The following is a 26,203-nucleotide window of genomic DNA, read 5'->3' as shown; positions in this document are numbered from 1 at the left end:
CTTAAATTGCAATATTAAATGCAACAAGTATTGAAAGACCAGATAACCCATGATTAAGTAGAATCGGGACACTCTGCGCGACTTGACGTGGAGTGGCGGGCATGGTAGCCTGGTTGGCCCAGCCAGTACCGTATACCTGGCTTCATGGCTGGTAGCCATGCCCGCAGAGGCTCTTTGTCAAGTTGCTAAAAACCAACCCTTTGGGTTAGCTGGCTTAAGGTTAAGAAGCTAAGCCAGCTAACTCTATTTGGAAACACTCCTCAGGTGTACGATAATTGAGGATCTTCCTTGGAAGATGGTTACACCAATTTTCAACATAGGTAATGGTTTCGTCTGCCACAGAGGAAATGGGTCTCCCCTTTGGTATGAAGCGCCTAATAAGGCCATTATGACGCTCGTTGGTTCCTCGTTCACAGGATGTGTAAGGGTGTGTAAAATAAACCTCTGTTAGATCTTTTTCAACACTAAGGCCGAGGTCAGCAAATTCAGAACCGTTATCAGCCGTAATGGTTTTAAACACTTTAGAGAACCGATTACCATAAGACACTTTCAACTGAGATATGACTTCTGAAACGGATAGACTATCCTTGGCTGTCACTCTCAAAATTATTTCTTTACGGGTTTTGCGCTCAGTAAGAGTCAATAAGGCCTGATCTTTAGTCTTCTTGCCTATAACCGTATCAATTTCCCAGTGACCAAACTCTTGGCGTTCATTGACTTCAATTGGTCGCTCATCGATACTGCGTCCTAAGATCTTCTTATTCTTCCGGTTACGTTTTTTCTTGGTGTTCAGGGTAATTTTCATAGGTAGGTCAATGTTTTTAACGCCTATAAGTCCTAGATCAATATAGTTATAAAGGGTCTTGGTGCAAACCATTTTGTCTTTGAATTTCCCATCACGTTTGGCTCTCCCACATACCGCATCAGGAGACCATTTCTTATCAAGGATCTGAGTTTCGGCATACTTAATAAACTCGATGGCATCGTCTAGTTTTAGCTTGCGGCCACAGGCTTTCCTGTTTCTCTCATAGAGAAGTTGACCTGTGTCTGGAAAATAGACATGAACAATTTTCCCGTTGCTTTTTCTTTGTGGCACTGTACCTCTTCTTAACTCACGGGAGATGGTGCTTTTGTGACAACCAACATAATCTGCAATCTCCTGTTGAGTCTTACCAGCAGCGTGTAAGGCCGCAATTTTCCCACGGTCATAAGCCGTTAAGTGTTTGAAATGCCGAGCTCCTATGGTAGAATTAGTAATTGCCATAGATAAATCCTCCGTATCGATATTGTTTTAGTCGACTTAATCATACGTGGTTTATCTATGGTTTTTCATTTTTTATGCTTGTTGCATTTGATTATACAACTAGCCAATTTAAATAAATTTCTTATTAACTCAGCTTTCGCAGTCCAAAATCTTGTTTAAATGCTTGATGTAAATGGTTTTGGGAAGTACAAAATTATCATTTGACATTTTTTAAAACATAAAGAAAGACACCTATTCTTTTGGTAAAATATTGGTGACGAAACCAAATCCAAAAGAAAGGTGTCACCACTATGATAACGAATAAAGACTACTTTGCGCAATTACCAAAAGAAATTAAACAAGGATTTTCCGAATTAAATATTGGATATCATTTAAGAAAAGCGAATATTACGAAACTTTCCGGGTATTCTTGTCTTACTGTTTTCAAACTGATTTTTCTTTTAGTCTTCCAATATAAGAACTGGTTTCGTGCTTTTATGAGTAAACGATCTCAGGATCTGCCCGGAAAGGATACAGTCTATCGCTTTTTAAATACACCAACCTATCATTGGAGAAAGTTTCTGCTTTCATTAAGCAGTGAAATGATCCGTCTGCTTCAACCATTAACTTCAAAAGATCGTGTCACAGCTTTTGTGATTGATGATTCTGTCTTTTCAAGAAACCGTAGTAAGTCGGTTGAACTGTTGGCTAAGGTTTTTGATCACTCTACCCATCAGTACTTGAAAGGGTTTCAAATGCTTACCCTTGGCTGGACCGATAGTTTTACTTTTATTCCCGTTGATTTTGCTCTTCTAAGTTCACCGAAAAAGGAAAATCGCCTGCAAGAAATCAATACCAATATTGATAAACGAACATCTGGCTATAAGCGTCGCCAGGAAGCTCTGAAATCAAAACCGGACGTGGCTTCAGCTTTACTTGATCATGCGCTTGAAAAAGGGATTATAGCTGACTATGTTCTCATGGATTCCTGGTTTACACAAGCGCCTTTAATTGAGAAGATTACGAACAAAGGGTTATTTGTCATTGGCTTGGTGAAGCAATTAAAGCAGCGATACGTTTACAATGGTGAACGTTTCACACTGAATCAACTTTACAAATTGGCAAAACCTCACATGGGTAAAAAAGACATTCGCGGATCCGTTTATGCTACTTTAGACAATGGAATTCCAGTAAAAATTCTATTTGTACGAAACCGTAATAAACGGAGCGAATGGCTTGCCATTCTCAGCACAGATACAACATTAGAAAATGAAGAGATCATTCGTATTTACGGCATGCGTTGGGACATTGAAGTCTTCTTCAAATGCAATAAATCCCTTTTAAATTTAGAGAAAGAATTCCAGGGACGTTCCTACGACATGTTAATTAGCCATACAACCATTGTTTTTACACGATATATTCTCATTGCTTGGCAAATGCGAAAAGAGGAGGATCCTAAGACGATTGGCAACCTTTTTTACATCCTTTGCGAAGATGTAAAAGACATAGATTTTATTACTGCCCTTCAATCACTTATTGACCTTTTCCAAACTTTGGCGGAAGCCGAGGTTTCTTTGAACATGGACATCTTTAAAAATCAAATGAATAAATGGTTGGCCACTATACCTAATTATATCAAGCAATGCTTAAATATTTCTGTGTGCGAAAGTTGAGATAATAATTATAGAAATATATACCAATACTTCTTTTGATATTATCCCAGCATATACAAATTTGGTTTTATATAAGGCTATTTCAAATTGGATTAAATGAAACCATATAGTAATTTGTAGTAGAGTTTTTTGGGATTTGAATCGTGATGATAGTATAAAAAAGCAAACCGCTACTATAGCTTGCAAAATGTTGGGATAATTTTGAGGTTCTTCAATTACGCGTATCCATACAAAAGCACTAAAATACCCAAAATATACTGGAACCACTGCCCGTGTGTAAGAATCCATTGGAATATTTTGTTTTTTTATTTTTAACCAAGTGTAGATTATGATAAAAAGAATCCCAATACCGATTCCAACATATCCGCCGTTAAAATAAAGTATGTTCATAGGATTTTGAAGAACTGATTGGGGGTGTAAAACGACATAGCTTAATTTCCAAATTAGAACTCCATTAATAAAACTGTTGAAAATTAAATCCATGATGTTTCTTTCTATTTTTAATATCCTAACACCGTAATAAAACATCACATAACTAATTAACAAGCCGATTAATAGATAAATATTTTCATTTTGAACTATAATACTATTAAATTGCATTAACCATCCCTCCCCAAATTTATGTGATTCATTCATTTTAAATTAAAAATATGAATTAATTGTGGAGAAACATATTGAAAATTCAAGTTTTTTAGTCATTTGTCAACACCGATTGAAAATTCCCCAATTTCAACGAAATGAAATTCCCCATTTTGAACGATTAATTCGATAACTGGGCAGGATAAAGACCTGCTTTTTTCTTTTCTCGTAGGCGGTAAGAATCTCCTTTAATGTTAAAGGTAATGGCATGATGTAAAAGACGATCTAAAATGGCTGTAGCTAATACATCATCGCCGAATACTTTTCCCCATTCGAGATAGGTTTTATTCGATGTAAGAATCATCACTCCTTGTTCATATCGTTTCGATATGACTTGAAAAAACACATTCGCCGTTAGTTCATCAAAAGGAAAATATCCTACCTCATCAATAATGAGTACGTCTGGGCGACTCCAACGATTGACTAAACGTTGGAGAGTCCCTTTTTCGTTTGCCTTTCGGCATTCTGCCACTAAATCGCCTGCGGTTACAAATAAAGCGGTATATCCTTGAGTAATAGCTTCGATCGCAACAGAAATGGCTAAATGTGTTTTCCCAACACCCGGTGGACCTAGTAAAATTCGAATTTCCCCATTGGCAATAAACCGACAGGTAAGCGTTTCTTTTACTCTCTTTTCACTGATACTCGGTTGAAAAGAAAAGTCAAAATCATGAATCGTTTTGATATAAGGTAGTTTTGCTCGTTTCATTCGCTTTTCTAGTTGCTGAGACTCTTGATATTCCATCTCTTGTAAAACAATAGTGTTTAGAAATTCAGAATATGATACATTATCTCTAGAAGCGTCTTCTAATAAATGATCCAGTTGGTGGGCTGTGTGATGCCAACCGAGTTTTTGTAATCGTTCGATTAACATGTCCTTCATCATACAGTTTCACCTTCTTCCAATGCTGCGTAAGCAGCGAGAGGACGTTGTTCTACTTTTGGAGATGGGGCAGAAGATGAGAGGTCGTTGGTCGCCAAACCTTGAACGCCTTTTATTTTCTGTCCTTTTTCGTTTGAATAGATCCCTTCACAATGTTCCATTTGGATCTGTGCGGATGCCTGCCCAATCCATATCGGATGTCTCGCGATACATTCCTGTTCATCATAAATCTCAATATGATGGTTAAGCGTTTCTTTTATTTTGACCGTTTGTCCTGCGTAGCGATAGGGAACAGAATATTTTTTCCTCTGTATGAAACAAAACAATCTTGACTGACCTCTCGTGTTTCCCAACGATTCGTAGGGAATAACGGTTTGACTCCCCATGATTGAAGGAACTTCTGTTCCTTCTCAAAACGTTGAATCGGCGGTTCTTTCGTTGTTTGATTCGGTTTTCGATTGGCCACTTGATCCAGCCAAGTTCGAATGTCTTCGTTTAAGGCTTGAAGAGTAGATTCGTGCTTTCGTTGAAAAAAATTCTCTTTTAAATACTTGACTACTCTTTCTACTTTTCCCTTTGTTTGGGGACGTTTCGGTCGACATGCATTTGGAATAATACCGTAGTAGGCTAGAAAATCCTCAAATTTTCGGTTAAATCGAATTTCCACTGGAGTATGTTTGAGAACAACGGTTTTCATGTTGTCATAGAGAATTTGTTCAGGAATACCGTTAAAATAAGCAAATGAGTTCATATGGCATTTCATTAAGGTTTCCATATTCATATTGGTGGTAAACTCCACATATTTCATCCGAGAATAACCAAGTACCATAACGAACGCATAAATATCTTGGTATTGATTGGCCACCATATACTTTCCTACGTAGGCCCAGTCCATTTGGGCTTATTTACCTGGTGGTGTTTCATACCGTAAGGTAGCTTGTTTCTTTGGCTGTTCTCGATAAGGTCGAACAAAATCTCTTAATATCGTGATCTTGCCGGTGTATCCCATCGCTTGTATTTCCTCTAAGAGAACGACACAATTTGTGGTCCCTTCTTGTATTCGTTGAAGAAGATAGTTTTTATAAGGATCGAGTTTACTTTCTTTCTTTTTCTTATTGACTTTGCGCTCTGGAAGCTTGTCCTCCTTGAGATACTTATGGATGGTTTTCCGATCAAACCCTGTTTCTTTAGCAATCGCTGTTTGTGTCCAGCCTTTCTGATACAACTCTCGAATCATAAAAAACTCCCCAATCTTCAGCATCGTTTCTCCACTCCATCTAAGACGTTGTTTCGAAACGATTATCTGTTATTATTGGGGAATTTTAAACCGTTGTTATTGGGGATTTTATCACCGTTGATTACACCGCTGAGAGAAATAATGGTTTTCCATCCCTAATATGTATATAAATGAAACGGACTCCACTTTCCATGTAAGGTCCCTTAAATACTCAGAAACTAAAAACTTCTTAAAAAAAATAGCAATAATCATATTTAAAATAAATACACTGACTATTAACGTAATTAGAAAACTGTATAAGTATGCAATTGTATTTTTTGGAGAAGACTGTTTTCGCATTTTTACTCTCCCTTATAAATTCTATTATTAATATCTATGAATGGAATCAAGTAAATAGAATAAAGAACTAAGATTTTTAAAAATAATGGCGCATAAAAAATATATTTCTTTAAGAGCTAACCTTCTCTATTCTCTAAAGTTCGTTAAATATCGATATCACAGAAGTGCTTACGATAGGAGTAAAAACTAAAGAAGAAGACATGTAATATAAGAGGTCAAGTTGAATGAGGATGAGAGGTTACTATGTTCATAAAAAGCTAAAAAACAAAAGAAGCTGTTGACAATACTCTCTTATCAACAACTTCCTTCATCTATATAAATTGAATTGGGGGAACAATTGTATTAAATCGCTTTACTGTGCTCAATATAACGAAAAAAGACTGAATTTTACTATAACTTTTTGGATAGCTGTTCAAATTCGCCTAAGATGATCTCTCCTTTGGCTAATCGTACTTTTAATATTTCAATCGGAGATAACTCTTCTTTATAGTCATTGTTAAAACGATATAAGAGATAAAAACCAACGCCGATTCATACACCCCAGAATAACATTATCCCGATCATCATCGCAGAACCTCCAAACATTCCCATTCTGTTTTCCTCCTTTTCCTAACTTTAGAACCAATAAGTGATGGTGTCTAATATGCCAAGTAAAACCATCACAATGCCAGCTGCTTTCTGAACGAACCTTCCTGCTTGTTTTCCTTTTTTCATTAGAGTACCGCTAAATCCTAAGTACCAAAGGATAAAGATGAAGAAAATAACAGGCACAGAGGTTCCGACGGCAAAGACACTCGGTAATAGCACCCCATAAAACGTTGAATATATAAGAGGCATAAGAGTAACAAAAAACAGCACAAACATCGTTGGGCAAAAAGCTAATGAAAAGCCGAAACCCATTAAAAAGGCGCCTGTTTTGCCTTTCTTTAAAAATCGCTCAGGCACTCTGAACAACGTTAAGTTCCAATACATTTTAAAGAGCCCTAACAAATATAAACCTACAAAAATGAGTATGGGACCGATCAGCTTTCTTAACCACGGAAAATATAATGTTAGTGTACTTTGAATCTCTTTCCCCATCAGCCAGACAATCAAGCCTAAACCAGAAAAAGCAATGATTTTACCCAAAATAAATAGGAGCAACTCTTTCCACGCAATTCCTTTTTGCAAGGACTGATTACTGTATAACGTGATCGCTCCTAAGTTACCGGTGAGTTGACACGGAGCCATTGCTCCCACTATACCAAGAACAAAGGCTGACAAAACGGGAATAGATGTCGTTGTATTCGCAATATTCAGAAATGGTTGACTTAGAAAGTTACTAATTTGACTCAACAATGAATATATCATTCTTATCACCTTCTTCTCTACCAGAATCTATATTGCAGCAATAAATTTTGCAGAAATTATGAAGTGGTAAATAACAAAGACATGCTGGCAACATGTCTTTGTCCTAAATTTCCCCTTTTGAAGCTAGCTTTGTCCAGTTTTCACCGTTATTTTTTGTCATAAAAATATCCCCAGTCATGGTGACGATCACAATTTCCTTTTCATTTGCCGGATTAGAGGCTATATACATGATATGGTCTTTTTCATCCAGTGCAGGAACAGAAAGAACTTCCTCCTGTTTTGAATCTAACGATTGTTTTATAAGTATAGGCTTATTATTCTCTACAGCAGCAAATAAAATGGATTTTTCTTGGAATACAAAAGTTGTCGTATTAATTTTTCGAGTAAACCGTTCAAACGTATTTCCATTATCTTTTGAAACGAAAATTCCTTCTGGCGTACTAATTCCGACCATATTTTCTTTTGTTGGGTGAGCAGCAATCGTTCCTGCAGAAGTTTGCGGTAATCCATTTAGTTGACTTTGCGACCACGTTTTGCCGTCGTCTTTACTGTAATATACCCCTTGTCCTAGTGTTTTGTTTTCTACTTGATTCACTACATAAATTATGTGAGTTTTATAGCCAACCGTCATATAATGGAAATCAGATTCTTTATAGAATCCTAAGTTCATTAATGTTTGTCCATTATCAAAACTTTTTACAAGGCCAAGAGGATTTCCTAAAGAAGAGCCTTCTTCTGGATGTCCCGATGAATAAAATCCATCGTCTGTTGCAGAAAAGCCCATATAATCATGTTTATTTGATGTCGTTTCATACCACCTGTTATTTTGGTAAACGAGTAAACCTTTATGTGTTGCAAAGTAAATGGCATTTTTATTTCCTGCATAACCAATTCCATGCAAATGTTCGAATTTTCCTGCTTTCTTTTCTTTAAAGAATGGATTATTTGTAACAGATACGTTGGATTTTGATTGATCTTTACTAGTAATAAAGGATTGATCTTTGTTATTTGATGATGAACAAGCGCCTAGGAGAAGTATGGTGGATGTTAACATAATCGCTTTAACCATTTTTTTCATTACTGATGCCCCTTTTTCGTTTAATAGGTAGATATATTATTTTTTTAATTTTTTTACAGAAATATTTATAGAATTTAAGAAGTTTATTTCCAAAAAACTTCGTTATAATTCTTTCTAAAATCCTTGAAGTTATGTTAGTTCCTAAATCCATTGCGATATAATAAACGGAGATCATTTACTTCAATTCTTTCCCTGTAAAATTTAAAAACGTGCCTTTCTAAAATCAAAATACGTTCATCTTGGTACAAGTACTAAATCACTGAAAATAATAATTAGCACAATATTAGAGAGGTAAACAACATTTTCATATTAATTGAATAGTGTAATGATTTGCATGTTCATGCTCTCATCTTATACCTCCCATTTATATCCTACCCCCCAAACAGTTTGGAGATATTGATCTATCGGAAAACCAGCTTGTCTAAGTTTTTCTCTAATATTTTTTATATGAGAATCTATTGTACGTTCTTCTGTGATTGCGTTATAGCCCCATAATGACACGATGATTTGTTCTCTGCTAAATACTCTGCTTGGATTTTTCAGAAAAAGCCCTAATACAGCAAACTCTTTAGGTGTTAAACAAATAGGCTGGTTTTTATATTGAACTTTATGCTGGCCTTCATCCCATACTAAACCTTGTAACTCAATTTTTGAATGTATCCCTATCGAACGGCGTAGTACAGCCTCTATTCGAGCAAGCAACTCGGATTCGTTAAATGGTTTTGTGATATAATCATCCGCCCCCATTTTAAGTCCTTTTACTTTATCCAATGTTTGATCTCTTGCAGTTACCATGATAATAGGGATATTAGAAAATTCTCTAATTCGTTTACAAGTTTCCCAACCATCCAGTTCCGGCATCATTATATCGAGCAAGACTAAATCAGCTTTGTTCTTTTCTAAGTACTGTATCGCTGATAAACCGGATTCACACTTTACACAATGATACCCTTTAGGCGAAAGATAAAGATCAAGTAAATCTAACATTCGTTTTTCATCGTCAACTAGTAAAATCGTGTACATGCTCATCCCTCCTGTAATGTAATCATTACTTTTGTTCCTTTTCCGTAGATACTATCCGCATAAATAGAACCTCCATGAGCTTCAATAATTTCTTTTACTATTGCTAAGCCTAATCCCGTTCCGCCGTTGGTTCTTGATCTTGATTTTTCCACTCGGTATAACCGTTCAAAAATATGCGGCAAATCCTCTTCAGGAATTCCCGTTCCTTCGTCCGAAACAATCATTACAATGTTCTTTTTCTCCTCCCTTACATCAATAGTGACGGTAGAACCTTGATCGGAATATTTTAAAGCATTGTCTAACAGATTCATCATTACTTGCTCAAAACGTTTTTGGTCTATGTGGGCAGTAATGTTCCCATCACAGTAATAGACAAGAGACATGTTTTTCGCTTGAAAAGCAGGATTCATTTTGTCACATAATTTTTTTAAGAATGCACATAAGTTTGTAGGTTCCTTATGAATGTGAAAGGAATGTTGATCCATCTGTGCTAACTCAAAGAGATCTTTTACCAATTTTTGCATATGCTCTGCTTCTTCATAGATTATGGACAAATATCGATTTCTCTCTGCTTCTTCAATATTGGGTCTCCTAGCTATATCAGCATATCCTTTTACATAAGTCAGTGGGGTACGAAGCTCATGAGATATACTGGCGAGAAATTCTTTTCTTTCTTTTTTTAAGAATTCTAAATCCAGTGCCAATGTTTGAATGGCTTTCCCTAATTCCGCCAATTCGTCCTCCCCTTTTACTTGTAATCGAACAGAAAAATCACCTTTACTTAATTTTTCGGTCATCTGTTTCATACGAATGAGAGGTATGGTAATGACTCTTGATAAGAAAGCAATGGTAATAATGGTTAAAAATACAGAAAGAATTCCAACCATCATAAAATGGTGCTTTAACTTGTAAATCATATATTGAATAGAATCGGTATTTTGAAACATATAGACATATCCTTTTAGCTTGCCGTTAATCCGAATCGGGCTTACGGTTGCAATATGCGACTCCTTTTGCCAGTTTTTTTGCACTATCATTCCACCATAGGGAATGTTTTTATTTGTTTTTTTAATGATTCTTTTAGCAACTGGTAAAATATTATTTGAAAAATACAATATATTTCCCTTGTCATTGGTAATCACGACGTCTGTCTCCGCTTCAGACTCCATCAATGTGACATGTTCTAACGTAGAAGGATTATAATTTTTTTCTAACACATCGCGGTGGCTGTTCCCTCTTGCTAATAGTTGCTCAAATTCCTCATTAATTCTCGAATGAACCAGAGTAACATATAAAGACGCAAATAAAACCGTCTCTACTCCTAATACAAATACAAAAAATAATAATCCTAATTTGAACGAAATTTTTCTCACTTTTTTTCCCTTCCCATTCAGCCCATAGCTATTTGGGGTCCTTATAAATTGGAGAAGAAACTGATAGGAGATTCATTGGTTGAATTTTTAGCCTTAATCTGTTCCTCTCCCTTATTCATGGAGTATTTGTATTCTATTATTCCCCAATTTTCCATCGGAGTGAAACGTATAGATACTTATCCAACATTTCTCGAAACTTTGTCTAAAACACCAATGTCATTACCAAATTTGCACATCGCATCACAATCACATCGAAGGTCAGAGAATAATATGTAAGAAATTTGGCAAGCATTCGAATGTCGAATAGAAGGCCTTAATAGTTGTGCTTTTATCTCTTTCTCGCGTTTATCTGGAGCAACTAAATAAAACTTAGTTTCGTTTCCATTCATAGTTAAAGCCAAATCAAAGAGTCTTAAAATCCCTGAATAAATAGATGTACTTTTTTCAACTTCAAATGCGCCAACAATTCTTTTTTCTTTGTCTAACCAAATAACATCAATTAGTGCGACGGTTTCCTTTACTGGCTGAGGGATATTTGGCAGATTTAATCGTTTTAAGGAAAATTCCCCCAACTTTTGGTTATTCCATTCTCTTTTATGATCATTTTGGGCAATCCATACATCATAACCAAGTGATTTTCCTAACCTTGCTAAATGATATTGCATTTCCGAATGGTCATTTTCCTCGATCGCATCATTTATCACTTCAGTATGACGTTTCATTTTTGCTTTTGTTTGTTTTTCCATACTTTCTAATGTGATTTCATAGTTTTCGCTAATTACTAATCTCCCCGTTCCAATTTCAAAAAAGAGTCCTCCTATTGCACCAAGGTCCTTGGAAAGTAAATTTCTATGTTTCTCATTAAAATCTAAAATGATTCCTCTCATTTTTAAATATTCTTGCCATGAACCAAGCTTAATTTTTTGGTCAAATAGAAGATTAAACCCTTTTACAATAGCTGTATTAAAAGGCGGGAAAAAAGTTGGATGAAGAAAATAGAGAATATTAGCTACAGCAGGTCCAAGCCCTTTAATTTGTAATTGGTCTAGTTTTACTATTTCTTCTACAAGTTGCTTTTCTGTTGTCGCTTGTAGACATGATTTCAAAAATCTGCTAAAAGCCTTTTTATTAAGTTCATTTTCATAAATATCGGGTATTCGTAGTTTTGGTTTCCAATAAAATGCATGGGCGGCTCCTTCAAAAACTTGTTTTTGTTCTGCAATGGCTGTCACAACAATTTCTAAAGAGGACCCCTTAAAGTCGTTTCCGAATGTATTGTTTTCTATATCGTTAATTACCTCTATTACACCGTTTCGAATAGTACGGAATGCTTTTAATCTTTGGTCATTATCTATAAACCAAGTTTGGTAGACTGATTCCATGTCAGATCGATACTCTTGAATCATCCTTACGAAGTTAGTCCCCATGACAGTTTCTCCTTCCCATTGAACAAATAATTCCAGAATTAAAATATGCATTATTTTACACGATAAATTTGGAGAAATTATGAATTTTAATAAATGGAACAATTTAAATTCGTCATAGCGAATAAATATTTTGTTACTACCATTCCTTTCAGTTTAGTAAAAAGCAGGATTATTTACTGCTTCAGGGGAGAGTGAATATAAACTGTCCGCAACGAGAAAGGAGCAAAGCAAATAACAAGAAACGAAAAAAATTATTTTATAGATAGAAGTATTTATAAATAAACAGCAGGTTGAGCTTATAAGACTGCTGTTTTTTCTATTTACGGAAATTTACGGAGGGACAATTCTCGAAGAAGTATGGATGATTAAAGAAGTTCGAGTAAAAGGAAGGAGAGGTTTTTTTACTTGTCAGAATAAACAAAAAATTTAAGGATAACAAAAATGAAGTTAGATGTGCCCAAAAATTAGGGGCATTCCAAAATGGGGAAAACTCGGAAGAAATATTGCCAAATCTCCTGTAGCTTCAGACTGCATAAAATCCTTGGGAGAACGAAGGGCTAGAGAGTCTTTAACAACAAAACGAATATATTCGTGAGACCTAACAGAACCGCCGCATATGCTGAAATGCACGTACGTTGTTGTAAAAGGAGAAGGGTTATTTACCCTCTCCTACTTAATTAGCCATATAAAGTTGTTTTAGTCTTTATTGCGTAATGCTAATTTTACGGCAAAATAGACAACTAATCCAATGATGAACAGGTTAAGGAGCCAGCCGAAGAATCCAAATCCCATCATTCCCCAACCACTCATCATACCACCCATCATGATCATCACCTCACACATTATCTAGCTGTGCATTCCTTCGCTAATGGAATCATCTGAACGAAATTCAAGGTATCTTCCCTGACCGTTACTATACACAAATACCCCTATACCTATTTATAATACTAACGTAGCAGCAAAGAAGATTCCACTTATAAGCTTTTTATGATTAACATCTCCTTTTTTATTTACCTTCATACCTTCATCGTAAACACCAATTATGAAAAATTGATGTAGAAATTGTGGATAACTTATGAAGATGTATGAATTAGTATCCCATATCTAATCCAAGAAAAAAGAGAAATTTAAAGAATAACTAAAATAGGATAGGATGTGTCCGAATTTAGGGGGGCAATTCACTTATTATTCTAATGTTTCAACTCTCGCAGCTATAAAATGAATGATCCTTGATATGATAGGTTTTTTGTGTTTTTCATATTCACTTAATATAAACGATACCAAATTAGAACAAACTCCTAAACTACTCATGTTGTTTTGTTGCTTCATTTCATACACCACATAACCTACATATACTACCATAAGGATATTTATAATTACCATTCATCCACTATCTATATTGTATTAAACAACTATTTAAATAAAGAAGTGACAGCAAGTCACACTCGCTACCTCTTGTGGATTATATACTTCCATATTCACAAATGATATCTGACCATCGAATCATTTTTCTTACTGTGTTTCCGTTACACTAAATTCCCACAAAACCCCGAACCCTTCTTTTTTGTCTCTTCACCATTGTTTAAAATTTAAACAGAATTAATGACTATAAGTTAGCTAGATTAGAGCCACTGACAATCTCTCCTTCTTCAGCTTTGGTTATCGAAAACACCAGCTTTTCTCTATCCATTCTTTTTATAAGTCATTAAACGGATAATATATGTGAAATATATCTACTGATTAAATTTTCATAATCCTTTGAGTGCACCATACTTTTCTTACGCAAAGTGTTCAAATACACAAACAAAACCAACCATAAACAGGTTGGCTTTGTTATTATAAAGTTTGTTTCACTCGTAACACCCTCATGGCATTTAGAACGGCTAGTACTGTGACACCTACATCTGAGAAAACAGCTTCCCACATTGTTGCAATCCCAAAAGCACCTAATAGAAGGAAAATTCCCTTCACTCCTAAAGCAAACATAATATTTTGCCATACAATTCTACGAGTATGTCTTGCGATACCAATGGCCGTTGGGATTTTAGAAGGTTCATCTGTCATAATGACGATGTCTGCCGCCTCAATGGCTGCATCAGAACCAAATCCCCCCATTGCTATGCCTACATCTGCTCGCGCCAGAACAGGTGTGTCATTAATACCGTCACCGACAAACACGAGTTTTTCTTTTGGAGATTTTTGTGCATCTAACTTCTCAATTTCAGCTACTTTATGTTGCGGCAACAATTCGGCATGTACTTCATCCAGTCCTAACTGTTTTCCTACCGTATCTCCGACTGTTTTGGCATCTCCCGTCAACATGACTGTCTTTTTAATACCTAGTTTCTTTAATGAACGGATAGCTTGTGCTGAATCTTCTTTTACTTCATCTGAAATAACAATGTATCCCGCATATTGTTTATCTACTGCGACATGAACAATGGTTCCAATTTCACTTGGCTCTTTGAACGAGATTTGTTCTTTTGTCATGAGCTTTGCATTTCCAACTAAGATTTCTTTTCCATTGACTGTTACTTGAATCCCATGTCCAGATATTTCATTATAACCTTGGATAGCCTCTTCTTTAATCACTTGCCCATATGCACTGCGAATAGATTGGGCAATAGGATGGTTGGAATGAACTTCTGCAAACGCTGCATATTCTAACAATTCTTCTTTAGACATCGTACCCACTGGATGGATACTTGTCACGTTAAATACACCTTTGGTTAGCGTACCCGTTTTGTCGAATACAACATATTTCACATCATTTAAAGCTTCTAAATAGTTACTACCCTTTACAAGGATACCCGCTTTGGATGCAGCACCAATTCCCCCGAAGAATCCGAGCGGAATGGAAACTACAAGCGCACATGGACAGGAAATAACCAAGAATACCAATGCCCGATACACCCAATCTGAAAACGTTGCTCCACTTATTGCAAGTGGTGGTATTAAGGCTAATGCAACTGCAACGATCACAACTATGGGTGTATAATAACGAGCAAATTTAGTAATAAAATTTTCTGTTGGTGCTTTTCGACTACTTGCATTTTGGACAAGGTCTAAAATCTTAGATACAGTTGATTCTCCAAATCCTTTTGAAACTTCAACCGTTAAGACTCCATTTTTATTGATGAAACCACTTAACATATCACTTCCAGCTTCCACTTCCCGTGGGACTGATTCTCCTGTTAAAGCAGATGTGTCCACCATAGAGCTACCTTCTACGACTTTTCCGTCTAATGGAACTTTTTCACCGGGTTTTACCACAATGAGATCTCCAATTCTCACTTCTTCTGGAGACACTCGTTGAATATCATTACCGACCTTTACATTAGCATAGTCTGGCCGAATATCCATCAATGCACTGATAGACTTGCGGGAACGATTAACCGCAATCCCTTGAAATAATTCGCCTACTTGATAGAATAGCATAACAGCTACTCCCTCTGGGTACTGCTTGACGGCAAATGCTCCGATAGTTGCTAGAGCCATTAGAAAGTGCTCATCAAACACTTGCCCTCTCAGAATATTTTTAACCGCATTTAGAACAATGTCTCCCCCTATAATAATGTAGGCAATAAGAAACAATCCGAGCTGTATAGTACTGGAAACAGGTGCGAACATCCCAATACCGGCTATTATGGCACTAATTCCTAATCGAACTAACAATTTTTTCGTATCTTCACTTCCGGTATCATTGCTATGATCACGTTCATGATCGTGCGATTCTGACACGACTTCTACTTCCGGTTCTAATCGTTTAATAATCTTTGTCGCTTCTGTTTCTAATCGATCTATGTTAGATGGATTAGAACTTTCAAAAATTAGTTTTTTGGAAACAAAATCAACAGTGGATGATGTAACACCCTCTAGCTGTCCCACTTCTTGTTCGATTTTTGCAGCACAATGTGCACAATCTAATCCTTTTAAGAATAAGGTTCGAGTAATGATTCCTTTTTCTTGTAGGTTAATATGCGGTTCTAACATTTTTACTTTTTTCTTTGCTTCGGATACAACAGTTTCCTCTTTTGTTTGTTCTGTTTCCAACGTAAGTGTTTTGGTTGCAAAATTAACAGAGCAAGCTGAAACACCAGCTATCCCTTTTACACCATTTTCAATTTTCATGGCGCAATTCGCACAATCCAATCCTTCTAACGTAAATTCTCGCTTTATCTTCTGTTTTTGCTCTTCCATCCGATTCCCGTCTCTCTTCCTTTTTATATTTTATCTTCATTAACGTGTTTCAATACTTGATCAAAAATCTGAATGATATGACTATCAGCAAGTGAATAATACACTACTTTTCCTTCTTTTCGATTTTTTACTAGCTTGGCTTGCTTTAGTACCCGCAACTGATGAGAAATAGAAGATTGCGACATACCGAGTAAATACGCTAAATCACATACACACATTTCCGATTCAAATAAAGCGTATAAAATACGTGTTCTTGTTCTATCACCAAGTATTTTAAATAGTTCCGCCATCTCAGATAAGACTTCTAGACTTGGGATCTTTTCTTTAACCTTTGTTACGACTTCTGCATGAATCACCGTTTTATCACAAGTTTCTTCACATAATTCTACTGTCTCAGGTCGTTCTTCTGTTATCATTTTATTTTTCATTTACTCACACCCTTTTATATATGAACAATAATTCATATGTTCATATGATTGTTTTAATTATATGAAGCATATCTCTGATATGTCAATCAATATTCGTCTTTACAAAGGATAATATATAAGACACTCTTATCAACTTGTAAGGAAGATATGATGAGAAACAATTGGAACAAATCAACAATTTGCTTATTCAGACGAATCACATCACGAACACAATCATCACCATGATCAGGGTCACGTTCGTGTTGCACAAGATATAACTGATTTACATTCATATTTAGTTGCTGAAGGCAGATTGATTTTGGATAAAAAGTCAATAAATTAATTAAAGATTCTTCATCCCTTGGGGGAAAATGTCAAAAGATAGATGTCATATTCCATTCTGAATAAGATTTAGGATCAGTTATAACAAAATTAACCAAGTATTTATAATTCCTTTTATTTTCAATGTACAAAAAATGTCTAAATTGTTTTATTTAAGGTGAAAAAAATAACGGAGATGTCCTATTAGGAATCTCCGTTTTCTCTGGATAAAAGAGTTAATGGTTATGGTGAAGCTCACGACGATGATCGTGATCATGATCATGAGAATGGTGAATTTCAGCGCAGATGAGCGTATCCTCATGAGGTATGTTTGGGTCTTCAATTTGTATAGTGGAATGTTGAATACCTAGCATTTTGAGCTGCTCATTATTCTTTTCTAAAATAAATCGACTTTCGCTTTACTGTATATTTTCATTTAACACAGCATGACAAGTTAGAAAATTTTGGCCGGTTGTTTGCGCCCAAACATGTAAATCATGGACACTTTTTACCCCATTTACTGATCTTATTTTTTCCGAAAGTGCGTTTAAGTCAATATTTTGTGGTGTAGCTTGCATTAAAATACAGAAACATTGCTTGATAATGTTCCATACACTAAATGCAACTAATATTGCAATGAATACACTTAGAATCGGATCGACAATTTGCCAATTTGTAAAATAAATAATAACCCCTGCAATGATAACACCTGCCGATGCTCCAACATCTCCTATAACATGTAGTAGAGCAGCTTTGACATTTAAGTTTTCTTCATCTCCTTTTAATCGAAAGATAATGAAAAGATTGACCACTAAGCCTATTCCAACTCCTATAAACATCCCCAGTACAACGGGTTCGGGATTAATCATCCTACCAATGGCGGAATAAAGAATCCAAAAAGCGACTAAAACAAGTGTTAAACCATTGATAGCTGCAGCCTATAATACCTGCACGCTCAACCAAATGTCATTTTTTTGTTTGGCGATTTTTTGATTGTTCCAAGGCAAACCAAGAAAGACCAATCTGTCGCCATGTGCCAAGCATCGGCCAACAAAGCTAAACTGTTTGAAATAATACCAAACACATTTCAGCAACTAAAATAATAATAGCTAAAAAAAATGCTTGTTTCATTTTCACTGATGGTGCGTAGCTATGAAAATATCACTATGATCATGAGAATGATTATGGGAATTTGTATGCGCCATTATGGCTCCTCCTCTTTTATAATGATTTCATATGGAGCATATGTTATATACAAAACTAAAGTGCCTTCAGGGGCCTTCTTTATAAATCAATCCTCATTCTTATCACACATCATATTTACGTGTATTAGTGGTAATAGCTATGATCATGTTCATGATCTTCATGATAATTATCTTCGTGATGTCTAAGATGATGATTTTCATAAGGTGGCAATAGACAACTAATCCAATGATGAACAGGTTAAGGATCCAGCCGAAAAATCCAAATCCCATCATTCCCCATCCACTCATCATACCACCCATCATGATATCACCTCACACATTATCTAAAAGTTATTCATCATTATTTCATTAAGTTCCATTTGTGCATGACATGAATACATGTTTTTTAACTAGTCAAATGAGGGTTCCTTTCCTACATAAATGGAAGCATCTAAACGAAATTCAAGGTACCTTCCCTAGCCGTTACTATACGTAAATATCCCGGTGACTATTCATTAAAATAACGTAACAGCAAATATCCCAGTTATTATCTTTTTCTTGATTAACATTCCTTTCTTACTTTACCTTCTACCTTCATCATACACACCACCTATGAAGAACTGATGTGAATAGGATGGGTCCCATGGTCGGTCCAGTGCGGTCTTCTCTCCGTCCACTTTGAGCGATAATTTGTTCTCTATGAACATCAGCTGACTTCTGACGGTTCAGCCATTTATCGCTAGATGGGTACCAATTCAGTTGGCGTGTCCGTCAGACCTCCTTGGGTAAGAGTACAGTTTTTCTCTTCACCTATCTGCTTCATTTACTCCGTAACACCTTCGGCAGTATGGACTTTGTCTTGTTATCTAGACTCATCCAATATTACCTAGCCTCCTATTAAATTCGTGTTCCTCAGATCAGAGATTGGCCGCTCGCTTCCATCAGATCCCGTATCGCCACGGAAACCCTTGCGTTAAGCTAAAATCACTATTACTATCTTCATGGATCGGGACTTTCTACCTATAGATACAAAACAGCCTGCTCGGCTTACAGGCTGTTCTGCGTATATAGATTTACGTACTTCTTCTAATGCCCTGTATGCCCTTCTCCCTTTGCGGGAACAATTTCGAGCTTTTCATCGATGATTCCTTGCGTTTGAAAAGGGATGGAGCGGAATGTACCAGATAAAAATGCGTGGTTATACGGTCCAACTGTTGGATCATCCGTAAAAGTTGGTTTTAAACGGGCTAAAAATTCATATACGTCCTTTGTTAAAGCTCCATTCTCTAGCCATATTAAAGGCGCGTGTTTTCCTAGATGGGAAAATGGCGCAGCTGCAATTGCTAATTCAGGGGTTTTCGTTGAAACAAATGATATACCATGCCCCGGATTATTTAGCCCCCAGCCAAATTTTGTTTTTTCATCTTTGTAAGTAGCAAAAGAAATAGATTGTTGCACCGGTGTATCTCCCGCTATTCGTACAACGGTGCCAAATGATTTTAATTCGTTTTCCACTTCTTTAGAGATTACTGATTCGGGACCTAAAAGATATATATTTGCTTTTCCTTTTCTTAGCTGTAACGCCTCTTTTGTTGGCCGTGGAATTTTATTCGAAGAGACATACAGTAACGGTTCTTCCATATGAGCAATCCAATTGGTAGCTGTGAGTGTGTGCAATTTCGCCTTATCTTCCAAAGAACCAATAATCACACTTTGCGGAGTCTTACCGGCAATGTCGCTGTAAAATTGGTCAATTTCTTTCGCAAACGCAGCTGGATCTGTTTCACTAATTTGTTTCAACTTAAAATTCTTTAATTTATCTAGTTCGCTTTTCTCGAGATTTCCCATCACCATGATTTGCGTACCGTCAGCTGTGCCTAAAGGTTGAAGACGGTTTATTTCCATTAAGACGGCATCCGGTATTTTTCGATCTTTTGTAAATAAAACAGGGCCGTTATTCGGATGATGAATTAAGTCTACACTTGCCAAAGCCATTTGCCAGCTTTCAAGAGGCACTAAAATAATTGCGCCGGGCTGGTTTTCTTTATGAGTGGCAGGCCAAACCGTTTGTGAAACCATGACGGATAATTTAATGGGATCATCTGTGTTTATGCGGGTAACGTTTTTCGTCGCTGTTATCATAATGTTTTGGTTCGCAAAACGGTTGTAAGAGCTTGGCGGCTTCGCAAACCCCATTTCATTTGTTTTGCTATCCTTAGCTTTATCATTTGAGGACATATCCATATCTTCATGATTCATATTTGCATGATCCATTTCTTTCGAGTCATGATCCATCTGATTATTGTCATTGATTTGATTGTTACAGCCAGCATTGATTAAGACAGATAACACAGCTACTAGGACTCCCATATGTAATTTACTGATCATGTGTAATCCTCCCTAATGTCTTCTTTTTTATTTCTTCCCATTTGTTATTACTTTTAAGCTTTTCCCAAATTCCATAAAAAGCCTAATAAAAAGATTTATATTAAAATTTAAACATTGTTATTTCGGTTTACTTTTAGCAGCTATCTGCATTCAACGATACAGGATATCAACCTATTTTCAATGTCCTCCGCTAAGTTTTTCAATTCTTCATGATTTATCATGCTGATCAACATGGTTGGTTTTGGCATACCAATTTTTGTTGTTTCATTTTCACTATACACCACGATTTTGCATGGCAAAAAATAACCTGCTAATAAGTTTTCAGAAAGCACACGCGCTGCCTCTTGCGGATTACACACTTCCAAAATTACAAATGGTATTGGAAAATCCAATCCTTTTTCCTGCAGTTTTTCCGTTACACTAAATTGCCATGAAGCTCCGAACCCTTCTCTTTTTAGACTTTCTTCCAATATCTTTATCGTTTCGTTCATTTCCTTTTGTACTTCAATCGTATAATGAAACAACTTTATTATATTCAGCGTGAGTCAACTTAGTTGTATGCAAAACTAAACAATAATATAAATGAAAAAAGCCGAGTAGTGCCTCGGCAGTGCCCCACTTTTATTAAGAAACTTTAACAATTCCAATCATACCTGATTCTTTATGACCGGGTACCGTACAAAAAAATCGAAAAACACCACTTTCGTTTGGTATGAATCTCATTTCAGATGTTTTTCCCGGCAATGAATGAATATGAACTATTTGATCTTTTGAATGATTTCCTTGTTGAGGCTGTTGTAAAAAAGATGCTTTCATGTTTTCGAATTCTATATCATGTTCAATCTCACCGCTATTTTTGAGAATTAAGTTTACTGGCTGTCCTACAGTAAGTTTGAATTCTTTGGGGTAGTAAGAAAAGTCGGTTGCTTCAATGACTAGTTTTTTCATCTTTGCACTGGAATTCAACCGAGAGACAGACAACTTTTTATTAATCAGAGAGTGGCTCATATGGGAATTTTTTTGGGAAGCGATATAATCTTGATTGAGTTCATTAAACAAGTGATTGTATGTGTAGAAAAACAGCAGAAAGACGAATGCTATTATTAGCGGATTGTGGAATATTTTGTTAATAATAGATGAACGGTTAAAACCGGTTTCTTGTTGGAGCATATACAGAACAATACAAATCATCCCAACAAATATGACAAGCATGATTTGAATCATTCGATTTTGGTATTCTGGTGAAATCATTTCTCCTAACATGGCACCCATCATACCACCCATAATTCCTGACAAAACGCCATCTATTATAGCCATGACATTTATCGGTAATCCGGTCAAAAAACCGGCCAAAAACCCAATGCCCATTCCTAAAACGGTTGAAATAAAGAGGTTTCCGCTATACAAAATTCCGGCAAGCAAGCCACCTGTTAGTCCGACCAACATTCCTAAAGCCATTGCTGCCATCATACCGATCATATCCTTGATTTTCTTTCTTTTTATAAATACGAAAGCAATAACAATCAGAGATAAAATCGTCACAATAATTCCGGTTAATATTATCGACAATGAAAGATCCCTCCTAGTTTATTAATTTATATACATATATGTAAGCAAGCGATTGGTTAGTCCTTTTCGAATTTACATGGATAATTAAAATGTCTGGAACAGAGCTGGACTTTTTATCCTTTATGTTATGAGGAGGTGTTCAAAAAGAAAAACTCTTCTTCGTTACGTTTTTTCAAAGAATTAACAAAGTTTATCCCAAGATGATAAAAAATGATAACACTGTGTCCAAATCCATCATTAGGGGATAATAAGCAACCCCATTTTTTGTAGGATAGCAATTAGTCCTAAGTATTGTATTACAGTAGACTTTTAAGAACATGTGTGCTAAAATTTAGTAAAATATTTTTGAACGATAATTATCATTTTTTATTCGTTTTATCAAATTTTGTACGATAAATTATGAGAACTTCCTATAAGTCTTTATTTAAGCCCTTCACTATATATTATGTAAACTAACTTAATTCTTCGTAATGTTAGGGTTTCTTCCCTTCAAGTTCCTATAACAACAATTATTAGGTACTTCCTCTTCTAAGTTCCTCATAATTTTTCGTCAGTTTTTTGTTAAACGAATTATCTATTTTTTAGACGATCATGATCATCTTTTAAACTTGTTATCAATATTCGTTTATTATCACTGAAGGTGTTATTTAGATTTTGCTAAAGCATCATCGATCCCTTGAATTGAATGACATTCATAAAACTCTCGTGCGACGTTTTATCCAAGAACAAATTACAAAAGAAAACATGAAACCTAGAACGATTCACCGAAAAATCTCTTGTTTAAAATCGTTTATGAAGTACTGTACACGCGAAAACCTGTTGATGAATGATTTTATGGTTGGTATCGAAACCCCGAAGATTGATAATAAACTACCTGTATATATGAACTTGCAGGAGTTGCAAAAACTCTTTCGCTATCTAGAAAATGATACAGGTCGATTTGCCATCAGGAGAGGTATCATGTCCATTTATTTACTAAATTAGGTTTGAAATTCTCCATCAATTGATAAAGAGTAGCCACATTGCCAGCACTTATAATTAACTTTAGATTTTCAGGCTTTGCAAAACCTTTATCGACAGTATGTTCTAACATTTTTATGAGAGGATCGAAGAAACCATTGACATTAAGCAGAGCAATTGGCTTATTATGTATGCCTATTTGCAACCAAGAGAGCACTTCAAAAAGTTCTTCATAAGTTCCATAACCTCCAGGCATGACAATAAATCCATCTGCTAACTCATACATTTTCGCTTTGCGTGTATGCATTGTGTCTACAATAAAGAGTTCACTTATATTTTCATGTGCTAGTTCCTTATCTTTTAAAAACTTAGGTATGATCCCAATAACATGGCCTTTATGGCTTAAGACAGCATCTGCAATTTCCCCCATTAGCCCCGCCTTCCCTCCACCGTAAATCAGGGATATTTTTTTATTGGCAAGGAACTTTCCAAGCTCTCTGGCTGCTTGCCTAAACTCCATGTCATTCCCATAGTTTGAACCACAAAATACACAAATGGATTTCATCTTTCTCACCTTCCCCGTTGATTATTATTCCAATTACTTACAGGAACACTCTGCATATTAAGCGGCATTGGAGAGTAAGTCAAGACTTTATGGAAATTTTTTCAGACCCGCACTCATTGTTAATTTAAATACATCTTTTCCCTTCATACCGATCTTTACTTCATTAATTGCCACAAGCTGTCCCTTGTACAATGCATTAAATTTATCATACTCGGGTTTCATATATTTATATGAGAACACCCGTGCATTATCTGCCCAATACCCATTACAGACTACATCGCAATCAAACCATATTAAGTCCCCAGGTTGGAGCTTAATTTCCGATTTTTGTCTACGTTGTCCTCCAACCGCGTGTCTACCTATTTTGATCATTGGTAAAGCAGCGATAGCTCCTTGACTGGCTATAGATGTATTAAACATGTTTGCTATTTCTAATTCACTAATGCCTTCTTTGAGATTACTGATAACATCTTCAATGGCTTTTTCCACACAATTTGCCGCGTAAGTAAGCGCATCTATCTCATGTGGTGTTTTAACAGCCCTTATCTGCCTAATTTTGTTAGAAAAAAATATAAATTCTATACCTGGAAATCTACTTTTAATATGACTTAAACAAGCCATTGTCATGCCATCTTCATCGATCCCTAATCTTGATTTTGCTAATCCTAGTTCTCTTAACAAAGATGATAAGGCCTCTCGTGCACTAGTAGCGCTGTGAGTAAGATCAGATAGTTCCTTAAGCCTTCTTTCTTCGTGAGTAAGCTCAACTCCATTCATATACTCCCTATAAAAAGTACCATATGTCTGAACTTTACCGATTGCTACTTTAGCATCAAGTACTTGATCTATTTCCCCTACTGAATGCACGATGTTAACTTGATTAGGTTTGTCTCTTGTTATAACAATGTAACATTCACCTAAGTATGGACTTAAGGTTTTTATTACAGGCTCAAAACCTGTAAAGTATCTTATGTTCTCTTTTGTTGAGACCACTATGGCATCAAGATCATATTGTTTCATTTTATCAACTAATCGATTCTCATTGTAAAACACGACACTATATAACCTCCTTCATTATAAGTGGTTGAGGAGTTCGATAACGGCGGGAGCCAGTAATTCTTTATGATTAATGTCGATCCAAGAAACTTCACTAATTTCAGCATGAGGTTTTATTTCCCCTGTCCATTCAGCTGTATAGCAGTATAACTCCACCATAGCTTCTTCACCATAAGCAGGACCTATAATATTGCAAAGATACTTTATACTTGAACGCTCAATTCTTATGCTGAGTTCTTCATATAACTCTCTTACCAAAGTTTCTTCAGGTGTCTCATCATGTTCAATCTTACCACCAGGTAGGTACCAAAGCTTATTATCCCTAACTCTAACACACAATAACTTATCTTCTTTTTTATTAACAAGACAGGAACACTTTATTATCTTCATTTCTTGCTAACGCCCTTTCTACCATGTTTAACATGTGATCCTTTTGATATGTAAGATAATGGACGGCTTCAATGCGCATTGGATCACCTGCGTGATAATATTCATACATGAGCTGTCTCTGCCCAAATCCATCACCAGAAACATCCCAAGCCAAATTAGAAGTTTTGATCTATCTTTAGCATCAACCATATCATTTGAGAGTGGAAATCTCCTGAATGTGGTGTGGAAAGCATAGATCCGGCTGCCAGTGATTGTATATGTTTGACCATTCGTTCATACATTTTAGGGAAGTTATATCTAATAGCTTGAATAGCACTAATACTAGGATTGAGTACACCTTCCTCACTCATGGAAGCTTCCTCCTCACTTAAGAGAATACTTGCTTTCAGTAATTCAATATAGGATGTGAGTTCACCTAATTTCTCTTGAACATTTATAAATCCATTTACCCCCAATACTTCTGCTAACTTAATAGCAGTACCTGTAAGAAATTCGGCTTTAGATAGACCTCTTACGATTCCTTGGTGACCAGTATGATTTCGAGCAAAAGTCTTATCGTAAAAGATGTTGGACTTTTGTACATCCTTAAACACAAAAACTCTATTCCAAGGAATATGAACATTATCTAGTAATAAATAGGCATCAATCTCATCAAAGCTATTTACAATTGGATAATCAAAGTCGCTAAAGGATTCTTTTACTAAAGGCTTTCTACATATGATCTTCACTCCAGGGTGATTTACCGGTAAAGCAAAAGCTACCCCATAGTCCTCATCCCCTGGCTTTAAGCCTGGCATGTTAAATATTAGAAGTTCGTCGGCAATGGGAGCTAGAGTTACAATCATTTTTGCTCCTTTTACCTCAATTCCATCTGAGTCATGACTAATTACACGAACAG

At 35.9% G+C, this 26,203-nt stretch carries 24 protein-coding genes and 1 pseudogene; 2 read left to right on the top strand and 23 right to left on the bottom strand.

Annotated elements, in window-relative coordinates; translation table 11 throughout:
- Positions 1–220 precede the first annotated feature (220 nt).
- On the bottom strand, positions 221–1,264 hold the full coding sequence (locus NST81_RS08800; protein ID WP_048622401.1) for an IS30 family transposase: 1,044 nt from the start codon (positions 1,262–1,264) through the stop codon (positions 221–223).
- 290 nt (positions 1,265–1,554) lie between these two features.
- Between NST81_RS08800 and NST81_RS08795 the strand changes: the two genes are divergently transcribed.
- Complete coding sequence (locus NST81_RS08795; protein ID WP_087960047.1) at positions 1,555–2,916, top strand: IS4 family transposase; 1,362 nt, start codon at positions 1,555–1,557, stop codon at positions 2,914–2,916.
- Here NST81_RS08795 and NST81_RS08790 read toward each other — a convergent pair.
- The 17 genes and pseudogenes from NST81_RS08790 to NST81_RS08715 form a co-directional block, all read right to left on the bottom strand.
- Positions 2,890–3,516: a membrane-associated thiol-disulfide oxidoreductase gene (locus NST81_RS08790; protein WP_341029419.1), complete on the bottom strand. Its 627-nt coding sequence runs from the start codon at positions 3,514–3,516 to the stop codon at positions 2,890–2,892. The genes NST81_RS08795 and NST81_RS08790 overlap by 27 nt on opposite strands.
- 160 nt (positions 3,517–3,676) lie before the next feature.
- On the bottom strand, positions 3,677–4,441 hold the full coding sequence (istB, locus tag NST81_RS08785; RefSeq protein ID WP_026678561.1) for an IS21-like element helper ATPase IstB: 765 nt from the start codon (positions 4,439–4,441) through the stop codon (positions 3,677–3,679).
- Positions 4,438–5,699: pseudogene (istA, locus tag NST81_RS08780) on the bottom strand (IS21 family transposase). Before istA ends, istB begins: the two are co-directional and overlap by 4 nt.
- A gap of 930 nt (positions 5,700–6,629) precedes the next feature.
- Positions 6,630–7,361 (bottom strand): urease accessory protein UreH domain-containing protein, encoded by a 732-nt coding sequence (locus NST81_RS08775; protein ID WP_026678559.1) that lies wholly within the window; start codon positions 7,359–7,361, stop codon positions 6,630–6,632.
- A 106-nt stretch (positions 7,362–7,467) separates the two neighbouring features.
- Positions 7,468–8,442, bottom strand: a complete 975-nt coding sequence (locus NST81_RS08770) for a F510_1955 family glycosylhydrolase (RefSeq protein ID WP_025726862.1) — start codon at positions 8,440–8,442, stop codon at positions 7,468–7,470.
- A 351-nt stretch (positions 8,443–8,793) separates the two neighbouring features.
- Positions 8,794–9,465 carry a response regulator transcription factor gene (locus NST81_RS08765; RefSeq protein WP_025726860.1) on the bottom strand — a complete coding sequence of 224 codons (672 nt, stop codon included), beginning with the start codon at positions 9,463–9,465 and terminating at the stop codon, positions 8,794–8,796.
- Between the two features lie 2 nt (positions 9,466–9,467).
- A complete protein-coding gene (locus NST81_RS08760; protein WP_026678558.1) occupies positions 9,468–10,838 on the bottom strand; it encodes a sensor histidine kinase in 1,371 nt (456 codons plus the stop codon).
- A gap of 176 nt (positions 10,839–11,014) precedes the next feature.
- Positions 11,015–12,265: a hypothetical protein gene (locus NST81_RS08755; RefSeq protein ID WP_341029410.1), complete on the bottom strand. Its 1,251-nt coding sequence runs from the start codon at positions 12,263–12,265 to the stop codon at positions 11,015–11,017.
- A gap of 696 nt (positions 12,266–12,961) precedes the next feature.
- On the bottom strand, positions 12,962–13,087 hold the full coding sequence (locus NST81_RS08750) for a hypothetical protein (RefSeq protein ID WP_341030515.1): 126 nt from the start codon (positions 13,085–13,087) through the stop codon (positions 12,962–12,964).
- Positions 13,088–14,101: 1,014 nt separating this feature from the next.
- A complete protein-coding gene (locus NST81_RS08745; RefSeq protein WP_026678556.1) occupies positions 14,102–16,465 on the bottom strand; it encodes a heavy metal translocating P-type ATPase in 2,364 nt (787 codons plus the stop codon).
- A 23-nt stretch (positions 16,466–16,488) separates the two neighbouring features.
- Positions 16,489–16,881: an ArsR/SmtB family transcription factor gene (locus NST81_RS08740; RefSeq protein WP_026678555.1), complete on the bottom strand. Its 393-nt coding sequence runs from the start codon at positions 16,879–16,881 to the stop codon at positions 16,489–16,491.
- 731 nt (positions 16,882–17,612) lie between these two features.
- Positions 17,613–18,122 (bottom strand): cation diffusion facilitator family transporter, encoded by a 510-nt coding sequence (locus NST81_RS08735; RefSeq protein ID WP_340397473.1) that lies wholly within the window; start codon positions 18,120–18,122, stop codon positions 17,613–17,615.
- Positions 18,123–18,148: 26 nt separating this feature from the next.
- A complete protein-coding gene (locus tag NST81_RS17625; protein WP_407636405.1) occupies positions 18,149–18,226 on the bottom strand; it encodes a hypothetical protein in 78 nt (25 codons plus the stop codon).
- Positions 18,227–18,500: 274 nt separating this feature from the next.
- Positions 18,501–18,698, bottom strand: a complete 198-nt coding sequence (locus NST81_RS08730) for a hypothetical protein (RefSeq protein ID WP_340397466.1) — start codon at positions 18,696–18,698, stop codon at positions 18,501–18,503.
- Positions 18,699–19,463: 765 nt separating this feature from the next.
- On the bottom strand, positions 19,464–20,765 hold the full coding sequence (locus NST81_RS08725; protein ID WP_407636404.1) for a cell wall-binding repeat-containing protein: 1,302 nt from the start codon (positions 20,763–20,765) through the stop codon (positions 19,464–19,466).
- A 140-nt stretch (positions 20,766–20,905) separates the two neighbouring features.
- Positions 20,906–21,289 carry a DUF302 domain-containing protein gene (locus tag NST81_RS08720; protein ID WP_026678747.1) on the bottom strand — a complete coding sequence of 128 codons (384 nt, stop codon included), beginning with the start codon at positions 21,287–21,289 and terminating at the stop codon, positions 20,906–20,908.
- A 100-nt stretch (positions 21,290–21,389) separates the two neighbouring features.
- Complete coding sequence (locus tag NST81_RS08715; RefSeq protein WP_407636406.1) at positions 21,390–22,328, bottom strand: plastocyanin/azurin family copper-binding protein; 939 nt, start codon at positions 22,326–22,328, stop codon at positions 21,390–21,392.
- 660 nt (positions 22,329–22,988) lie between these two features.
- On the opposite strand from NST81_RS08715, the gene NST81_RS08710 reads away from it, so the two are divergent.
- A complete protein-coding gene (locus tag NST81_RS08710; RefSeq protein WP_053083245.1) occupies positions 22,989–23,318 on the top strand; it encodes a site-specific integrase in 330 nt (109 codons plus the stop codon).
- Here the strand turns inward: NST81_RS08710 and NST81_RS08705 are convergent.
- From NST81_RS08705 to NST81_RS08685, 5 genes are all read right to left on the bottom strand, one after another.
- Positions 23,293–23,859, bottom strand: a complete 567-nt coding sequence (locus NST81_RS08705) for an LOG family protein (RefSeq protein ID WP_003352899.1) — start codon at positions 23,857–23,859, stop codon at positions 23,293–23,295. The genes NST81_RS08710 and NST81_RS08705 overlap by 26 nt on opposite strands.
- An 87-nt stretch (positions 23,860–23,946) precedes the next feature.
- Positions 23,947–24,912 (bottom strand): M24 family metallopeptidase, encoded by a 966-nt coding sequence (locus NST81_RS08700; RefSeq protein ID WP_341029403.1) that lies wholly within the window; start codon positions 24,910–24,912, stop codon positions 23,947–23,949.
- A 21-nt stretch (positions 24,913–24,933) separates the two neighbouring features.
- Positions 24,934–25,305 (bottom strand): NUDIX hydrolase, encoded by a 372-nt coding sequence (locus tag NST81_RS08695; protein WP_194520283.1) that lies wholly within the window; start codon positions 25,303–25,305, stop codon positions 24,934–24,936.
- On the bottom strand, positions 25,274–25,414 hold the full coding sequence (locus NST81_RS08690) for a hypothetical protein (RefSeq protein ID WP_327805742.1): 141 nt from the start codon (positions 25,412–25,414) through the stop codon (positions 25,274–25,276). The genes NST81_RS08695 and NST81_RS08690 overlap by 32 nt, the downstream gene beginning before the upstream one ends.
- Before the next feature lie 46 nt (positions 25,415–25,460).
- Positions 25,461–26,192 carry a 4-hydroxyphenylacetate 3-hydroxylase N-terminal domain-containing protein gene (locus NST81_RS08685; protein WP_412677387.1) on the bottom strand — a complete coding sequence of 244 codons (732 nt, stop codon included), beginning with the start codon at positions 26,190–26,192 and terminating at the stop codon, positions 25,461–25,463.
- Positions 26,193–26,203: the final 11 nt, after the last annotated feature.

Source organism: Bacillus sp. FSL W8-0223 (assembly GCF_038006805.1).
GTDB lineage: Bacteria > Bacillota > Bacilli > Bacillales > DSM-4216 > Bacillus_O > Bacillus_O smithii.
This window is presented reverse-complemented; position numbering and strand designations above follow the sequence as displayed.